The sequence below is a fragment of the Natronospira sp. genome (genome assembly GCF_007134575.1).
Lineage (GTDB): Bacteria > Pseudomonadota > Gammaproteobacteria > Natronospirales > Natronospiraceae > Natronospira > Natronospira elongata.
In genome coordinates this window covers 1-7557 of sequence record NZ_SLKM01000012.1, presented here as the reverse complement: position 1 = coordinate 7557, position 7557 = coordinate 1, and the positions used below count along the sequence as shown (strand labels likewise).

Sequence of the window (7557 nt, the reverse complement as noted above, 5' to 3'; positions counted from 1 at the left end):
GTCTACCGGGGCGAGGTGGATCATCTGGATTCCACCGGCGCGGGTGGCAAGATCGGCCCGGGCGATGTGCAATGGATGACCGCCGGTGGCGGCATCCTGCACCAGGAATTTCACTCCCGGGCCTTTACCGCCCAAGGGGGCGAACTGGAGATGGTCCAGCTCTGGGTCAATCTGCCGGCCAGGGACAAGATGACCGATCCCGGTTACCAGACCCTGAGCAACGACGATATCCCGGTGCAATCGCTACCGGATGGTGCCGGCAGCCTGCGCGTGATCGCGGGGGAATACGAAGGCAAGCAGGGTCCGGCGGATACCTTCACGCCCATGCACGTCTGGGATGTCCGCCTGAACAAGGACGCCAGCACTCGCCTGCCCCTGCCGGATGGCTGGACCGGCCTTGTGGTTTCACTCAAGGGCACGATCCAGGTCAATGGCGAGGCGATCACGCGCCCCGATCAGGTCACCGTGCTGGGCACCGACGGCGAGGGCCTACTGCTGGAGGCCAATGACGATGCGGTGCTGCTGGTACTGGGGGGCGAGCCGATCGACGAGCCCATCGCCGGCTACGGCCCCTTTGTAATGAACACTCAGGAAGAGATTCAGCAGACCTTTGAGGATTTCCGCAGCGGCCGTTTCGGCACCATGCCACCCACGGAACGGACTTGACGCAGACAGCCCGGCACCGGTCCTTCCCGGTGCCGGGCCCTCGACAGCCGTCCCCGGATCGCCAATAATTGCGCCCCTTCGTACAACCGGATTTCGGGGGCGTCTTGCGGGAAGAATCGGCAAACGGTCGCCTGGCCAGGCTGGGCTTCAAACTCCATTTGTTTCGCCACGGCCTGACGCGGGGCATCAAGGAAGGCTGGTACCGCATGGTACGGGCACCGTTGGGCCACCTCGCCTGGTTGGGGTGGTGTCATCTGGGGGTGCCGGGAGATCGGCAATTAAGCCGTCGCTGCGCCCTTGCCCATGTGGGGGACCAGACCCTGGTCTGGGTACCGCCCCGCAGCCTGCAGCATTGGGTCCGCTTCGGCAACGGCGCCACCCGAAGGCGGTTCTTCTGGACCGGCGATTGGGATCTGGACCCGCCCCGCATCGAGGATCACGACCGCTACCAGATGATGGCGGATATCTGGCACAACCGGGAAGACCTCAGACAGAGTGAGGCCTACCAATCCCTGATGGCCCGCATCGAGCGCGGTGACCCGCGACGCATCATGAACAAGGGCTACTTCCTCGATACGGAAGCTCGGGTCTTGGCCTGGCTGGAAGAGCTGCTGGATCTGTTCCGCATCCTGACAGAGGAAGGCTTTCGCCTCGACAAGGGCCCGGATGAGCTGAATGTGGCCATTGGTCGAGATGGAACCCTGCTAAAGGCCAATGCCGGTCGCAAACGGACCATGATCTCGCACATCCTGGGCCTGGAGCGCATACCGGTGCGGATTGCCTATATCCACCTGGAATGGTGGCATGAGCAGGCAGCTCGATATACCGGCAACCGGGAACAGCGGCTGCGGGCAGCCCTGGCGGATTATCTGGCTCAGCAGGGCTTTGAACGAGCCGGCTAACTCGGGCAGCAAATATCGCTTGATTTGGGAAAAATGCCACCTGGACGAATGCACGCCACCCACTTAATCTGTATCAAAGTGGGATCTCAGTGGCTGAGCCGTGCGGGAGGCCGGCTGTTACACGGGGTCATCAGAGCCGTAAATTAAGAAACCAAGCGGATGAATCCGCAGGGATGCTCCACCGGATCAGAAGAACTCATGAAAAAAACCAACTGTCTCGCGGCCCTGGGCGGCTGCCTTGCCTGCCTGTTCGCATTGGATAGCCTGGCCAGCACTCGCAATATTCCCACCACCCATAGCGGCATGGGCTTTCGCCAGGTGAACTGGGAAAACCATGAACGCGAATGGGTGGATGGCCTGGAATTCGACGACAACAATCATTACCTGCTGGACTTCAGTATCCGGGCGGGTGACAACTTCTATGCCAGCCTGCTTCTGGATCTGGATGATTCCGAGGACAGCAATCGCCGCATTGCCGGCTACCTCGGCTTCGGTGATTGGGGCCTGTTCATGGACCGGGGACAGATCAGTGGCAGCTACGGGCCATCGGCAGACCTGGACATCTCTCCTGAAGCCGAGCGCTTTCAGGAGGACTACGAATTCTTCGCCCTATACCGCTGGGAGCATCGCCGTGATGGAGGCCGGGTCGGCCTGGGCTATGGCAACTGGACCCTGCCCACCGAGGGCCGCTTCAATGTGGATGTTCCCGGCGGGGTGAGCTTCATCGATACCGCCACCGAATTTGAAGTCCTTGGCATCTACATCGACTACGACTGGATGCGGGCGGTGGCCACCGGCTATCGCAACCCCGGCTTTGGCTCCGACCTGACCACCTTTCTTGGCTATCAAACCTTGAATAACCGGGGCGTGAACGAGGACGCTCTCAGGGCGGCCACCGGGACCGACCCCATCACCGAGGAAAGAAGGGGCCTCGGCGGCTATACCCGCGTCGCCCTGGGGTACTACGGCCTTATGGATGTGAACGACTCGCTGCGAATGACCTTCTCGCTCGGTTACCAGGTGCAACTGATGGGCTTTCTCCTGGGGGAATTCGACAATACTTACCGACGGGACGATGTGGCTACCAGTGAGTCGGGTTCAGTCTGGAACCACGGTTTCTTCTTCAACCTGCGAGCCAACTGGTAAGTAAGCCGCCTCCCGCGACCAACGCGAGGATCAGCAGACTGAGTACAGCCCCTGCTTTCAGCATCTGGGTCACCGCCAGGCGATTGCTGCCGAAGACAATGGCATTGGGTGGAGTGGCGTTTGGGAGCATGAAGGCACAGGACGCGGCCAGGGCCACGGGCATGGCGAGTATCAGCGCGGACTCTCCCTGCCCGACGGCGACGGCTGCGGCGATGGGAATCAGAGTCGCGGCGGCAGCGGTGTTCGACGTGACGTGACTGACCAGCATGGCGACAGCGGCCACCGTGACCACCAGCACCGGCATGGGGTGGGCTGCCACCGCCTCGAGCCCCAGGGCCACGGTATCGGCCAGACCGCTCTCCTTGACCGCAAGCCCCAGACTCAGACCCCCACCAATGAGTATCAACACCCCCCATGGAAGCTGGCGGGTATCTTCCCAGCGCAGCAAGGGTTCGGCATCCCTGCCTCCGCTGCCCATGGCAAAAAGAAGCACTGCGGCCGCCAGGGCCACAATGGCGTCATCCAGTCCGGGTAACCACGTGGTCAGCCAGGGCCTGCTCATCCAGGCCAGCACCGCCAGGACGAACACCCCGGCAACTCTTTGTTCAGCCGGGGTCCACGGCCCCAGGGCCTGACGCTGACGCTCGAAGCGCTCCGCGAGGCCGCTGAGGTCCTGGCGGCCCACGGGAAAACAGATGCGGACCAATACCCACCATGCCAACAGCAGCAACAACAGAGCGATGGGCAGGGCGATCATCATCCAGCCGGCAAAACTCAGATGAATGTCATGCTGCTCGCCGAGGTAGGCGGCAAGGATGGCATTGGGCGGGGTGCCGATCAGGGTGGCCATGCCGCCGATATTGGCGGCGAAGGCCACCCCAATAAGCAAAGCCGGCGCCAGTCTCTCCGATACGGTCTGGCCGTCATCCTGCTGGGACAGAGCCAGCACCGACAAGGCAACCGGCAGCAGAATGGCAGTAGCGGCCGTATTGCTGATCCACATGCTCAGCAGCGCCGTGGCCGCCATGATTGCTGCCACTAGCCGATCAGGCCGGCTGCCACCCAGAGATACCACCGCCATGGCCAGGCGACGGTGCAGGCCACTGGACTGGATTGCCAGAGCAATGACAAAACCGCCAAGAAACAGAAATACCACCGGATTGGCGTAGGGTTCGGCTGCTTCAGCCAATGCCAGGGTGCCCGTGAGCGGCAGTACGACGACAGGCAGAAGCGCCGTGACCGCCAGAGGAAGGATTTCCGTAATCCACCAGATCATCATCCAGGCAGCCAGGCCACAAACGAGCCAGGCAGGCTGGCTGAGCACCGCCGGGGGTGGCAATAGCAGGGTAATGGCGAAGACGAGCGGACCCAGCAGCAGTTTCAATGCCCGACGACAGGCGCTGGGAGCCATCATCTAGAAGGGGGGACGCGCAGCACGCCAGTTGGCCCAGACGCCCGCGGCACCCAGAAAGACGAACCACATACCCACCCAGGCGGGCATGGACAGGCCCAGGAAGGCCCAGTCCACCTCGGCGCAGTCACCGGTACCGGTAAAGGCCATTTCCAGGGTCTCCCAGAAGCTGAAGACCTCGATCATGTAGCTGAGATCGGCACCACAGGCGGCAAATTCCTCCCCCGGAAGATTCTGTTGACGAATATGCCAGGCCGATATGCCGGCCCCACTCAGCGCGGTCAAGCCCGTCAACCCGGCCATCACACGGGAGCGCACAGGGCCGCCCCCCACCACTGCGGCACTCAGAAAGACCAGCATCAGGGCAATCATGGCGATCCGTTGAAAAATGCACAGCGGACAGGGCTCCAGACCAACCACGAACTGGCTATAGTAGGCATAGGCCAACAGGACCGCGCACACTGCGGCGGCGAGCAGATTGAAGGGACGAGCTTCCAGCAGGCGATCCAGCACGATGACAGGCACTCCGGCGGTGATTGCGTGGTTTCGGGCCATTCTAGCAAAGCCCCAGCCTGCTTTCCTCGTCATTGATAGGCGGGCCAGGCCGGGCAAATCCGGCAGATTAGCCGCACCCACTACCCGCTGCGGCTGATCCGATGGTAGTCTTGAACACTTGTTTGAATTAAGGGGACTGAAGCATGAGCGATTGCCAGGCCTATGACCGCGCACCCTGGTCGGACCAGTACGAACACCCCATTGAGCCGGACCAGGTGGTAGCCGGCTACGACAGCCTGCCCGATCTCATTCGGGAGGCCTCCCAGGCTTACTGCGACAAGATAGCCTTCACCACCTGCATGCCCAATGGCATGAACGGCTCGCTGCGCTATTCAGAGGTGGAGGAAATGTCCGACGCCTTTGCTGTTTACCTTCGAGAAGAGCTTGGTCTGGAAGCAGGCACCCGGGTGGCTGTACAGATGCCCAACTGTCTGTCTTTTCCCATCGCCGCCTTCGGCACCCTCAAAGCCGGCTGTGTTCTGGTAAACACCAACCCCCTCTACACCGGCCCGGAAATGCGTCATCAGTTCAACGACTCCGGAGCCGAGGTGGTGGTCATACTTGACATGTTCATGGACAAACTGGAATCGGTGATCAAAGAAACACCGGTCAAGCATGTCGTCGTTTGCAGTCTGGCCCAGTGGTTCCCACCTATTGTGCGCGGAATCATGAAGGGCGTATTACGGTGGTGGAACCGGGCCATTCCCGACCATAATCTCAAGGCGACTTCCATCCACCGGGCAGTGGAAGTGGGCCGTCGCCGTCTCAATGAAGACTCCATTTCGGTGGCGGACTACAGCAGCGGAATCCGTCTTGAGGACGGTGCGGTCCTGCAGTACACCGGCGGCACCACCGGTGTCAGCAAGGGGGCCCTGCTGAGTCATGGAAACCTCCTGGTCAACATGCGTCAGCTGGACCTGATCTCCCAGGATTATGCGGAACCGGGTAAAGACTGCGTGGTTACCGCCCTGCCCATGTATCACATCTTCGCCTTCACCGTGAATCTCCTGCTTTTCTACCACCATGGTGGGCGCAATGTACTGGTCCCCAGCCCTCGCCCCATCCAGAACTGTCAACGGGCCATTGAGAACTACCCCGTCAACTGGATCACAGGGGTGAACACGCTTTACAACGCACTCCTCAATGAGGAATGGTTCAACGTCTACCCCCCCAAGACCATGAAGGTCGCCCTGGCGGGCGGCACGGCCTTGCATCAATCAGTGGCCGAGCGCTGGGAACAGGTGGTGGGCTGCCCCATTGCCGAGGGTTACGGCCTCACCGAAAGCTCCCCCCTGCTCTGCTTCAACCCCATCAGCCGAACCCGTCAGGACAGCATTGGCATCCCAGCGCCCGGCACCCAGGTACGGATCGTGGATGAAGAAGGCCAATGCGTGACACCGGGCGAAGCAGGCGAATTGATCGCCAAAGGACCACAGATCATGCAGGGCTACTGGAACCGCCCCGAGGAAACGGAAAAGACCCTCCGCGACGGCTGGCTATACACCGGCGATGTGGCCGCCATGGACGAAGACGGCTTTTTCCGCATCGTGGACCGGAAGAAGGACATGATTCTGGTTAGCGGCTTTAACGTCTACCCCAATGAGGTCGAGGAATGCCTCGCCCAGGTGGACAAGGTTCATGAATCGGCAGTTGTGGGTGTGACCGACGAGAAATCCGGTGAGGTGCCATGGGCATTCGTCGTCAAGCGCGATGAGAGCCTGACCGAGCAAGAACTCGCTGCTCATTGCAAGGAGAACCTGGCGGGGTACAAGCGGCCCAAGCGCTTCATCTTCCGGGATGAATTACCGAAAACGCCGGTTGGCAAGGTGCTGCGCAAGGAGCTCCGGGCTGAAATCGAGGATGGCAGCAAGGCTGCCACGGCCAAAACCAAGAACAAGACTGCTGCCTGACCAGGGGACTGAAACATGCTGACACCACTTGAGGAACAACTACTGGCAATCATGATGATTGTCATCATGCTGGGCATGGGGGCCTCGCTGACCTTCAAGGACTTCCGCATCGCCCTCCGTCACCCCCAGGCCATCGGCATCGGCTTTGCGTCTCAATACCTTTTCATGCCCTTGATTGCCTACATTCTGGCCCAGGTCTTCAATCTCAGCGGCCCGCAGACCATTGGCCTGATTCTGATGGGCTGCGTACCAGGCGGGACCACATCCAACATCTTCGCCTATTTCTCCAAGAGCATGCTGAGCCTGAGCATCCTGATGACCATCTGCTCAACCATTGCCGCCTTCATCATGGTGCCACTGGTCATGGAGCTGTATACGCGAGGTGTCGAGGATGCACTGCGAATTCCGCCCGAGAACATTGCCAGCATCCTCTTCGTTCTGCTTATTCCAACGGTCATCGGCATGTGGGCGCGCAAGAAGAACGCCAATTTCGGAGCCGTAACCGAGTTGATCGGCGGCCTGCTGGGCGTGGTGGTTATTCTATTCCTGCTCGTTACCTGGATCCCGAGAAACTGGCAACTTCTAATGGAGACTGGCCCGGAAGTATATGGCTCGGCCATATTCCTTGGCCTTTGCGGCTTCCTGATCGGCTACTGGTTTAGCCGCGGCTTCCGCATGAACAAGCAGAAAGCCCGAACGGTATCTCTCGAAACCGGCATCCAGAACGGACCGCTGGCCATTCTCATCGTGGTCCTTACCTTCGATGGGGCTATTCAGCAGGAGATCATGCTGATCCCGGTGATGTACTCTTTATTCATCGTCATCAACTCGACGATCATCACCTTTTTCTATCGGGCCAGAAGCAAACGGGAAGAAATTGCTCGGGATCAGGCTAAGGTTGAACCAGCCAAATCCTGAGTGATAACATCAGAACCGACACGGGAGCGGCAAAGGTGCCGCTCCCGTG

7 protein-coding genes are annotated in these 7557 nt (G+C 60.4%); 5 read left to right on the top strand and 2 right to left on the bottom strand.

The window, feature by feature from the left end; translation table 11 throughout:
• The 3 genes from ACJWXQ_RS00450 to ACJWXQ_RS00440 all read left to right on the top strand — a co-directional run.
• A partial coding sequence (locus ACJWXQ_RS00450; RefSeq protein ID WP_406671915.1) for a pirin family protein occupies positions 1-666 on the top strand: 666 nt, incomplete at its 5' end.
• 68 nt (positions 667-734) lie between these two features.
• Complete coding sequence (locus tag ACJWXQ_RS00445; protein ID WP_346049490.1) at positions 735-1568, top strand: hypothetical protein; 834 nt, start codon at positions 735-737, stop codon at positions 1566-1568.
• A 198-nt stretch (positions 1569-1766) separates the two neighbouring features.
• The gene (locus tag ACJWXQ_RS00440; RefSeq protein ID WP_346049488.1) at positions 1767-2714 is read left to right on the top strand and encodes a hypothetical protein; all 948 of its coding nucleotides are present in this window, start codon (positions 1767-1769) and stop codon (positions 2712-2714) included.
• Here the strand turns inward: ACJWXQ_RS00440 and ACJWXQ_RS00435 are convergent.
• Both ACJWXQ_RS00435 and ACJWXQ_RS00430 read right to left on the bottom strand, forming a co-directional pair.
• On the bottom strand, positions 2692-4128 hold the full coding sequence (locus tag ACJWXQ_RS00435; RefSeq protein ID WP_346049486.1) for a DASS family sodium-coupled anion symporter: 1437 nt from the start codon (positions 4126-4128) through the stop codon (positions 2692-2694). The two genes, ACJWXQ_RS00440 and ACJWXQ_RS00435, sit on opposite strands and share 23 nt — an antisense overlap.
• A complete protein-coding gene (locus ACJWXQ_RS00430; RefSeq protein ID WP_346049484.1) occupies positions 4129-4680 on the bottom strand; it encodes a disulfide bond formation protein B in 552 nt (183 codons plus the stop codon).
• A gap of 143 nt (positions 4681-4823) precedes the next feature.
• On the opposite strand from ACJWXQ_RS00430, the gene ACJWXQ_RS00425 reads away from it, so the two are divergent.
• The gene (locus ACJWXQ_RS00425) at positions 4824-6590 is read left to right on the top strand and encodes an AMP-binding protein (RefSeq protein WP_406671914.1); all 1767 of its coding nucleotides are present in this window, start codon (positions 4824-4826) and stop codon (positions 6588-6590) included.
• 15 nt (positions 6591-6605) lie between these two features.
• Positions 6606-7508 (top strand): bile acid:sodium symporter, encoded by a 903-nt coding sequence (locus ACJWXQ_RS00420; RefSeq protein ID WP_346049480.1) that lies wholly within the window; start codon positions 6606-6608, stop codon positions 7506-7508.
• The last annotated feature ends 49 nt before the right edge of the window (positions 7509-7557 follow it).

What these genes read in the sequence shown, in the direction of transcription:
- ACJWXQ_RS00440 (WP_346049488.1), top strand. Translation starts at nt 1,767, where the DNA reads ATGAAAAAAACCAACTGTCTCGCGGCCCTGGGCGGCTGCCTTGCCTGC.
- ACJWXQ_RS00435 (WP_346049486.1), bottom strand. Translation starts at nt 4,128, where the DNA reads ATGATGGCTCCCAGCGCCTGTCGTCGGGCATTGAAACTGCTGCTGGGT.
- ACJWXQ_RS00430 (WP_346049484.1), bottom strand. Translation starts at nt 4,680, where the DNA reads ATGGCCCGAAACCACGCAATCACCGCCGGAGTGCCTGTCATCGTGCTG.
- ACJWXQ_RS00425 (WP_406671914.1), top strand. Translation starts at nt 4,824, where the DNA reads ATGAGCGATTGCCAGGCCTATGACCGCGCACCCTGGTCGGACCAGTAC.
- ACJWXQ_RS00420 (WP_346049480.1), top strand. Translation starts at nt 6,606, where the DNA reads ATGCTGACACCACTTGAGGAACAACTACTGGCAATCATGATGATTGTC.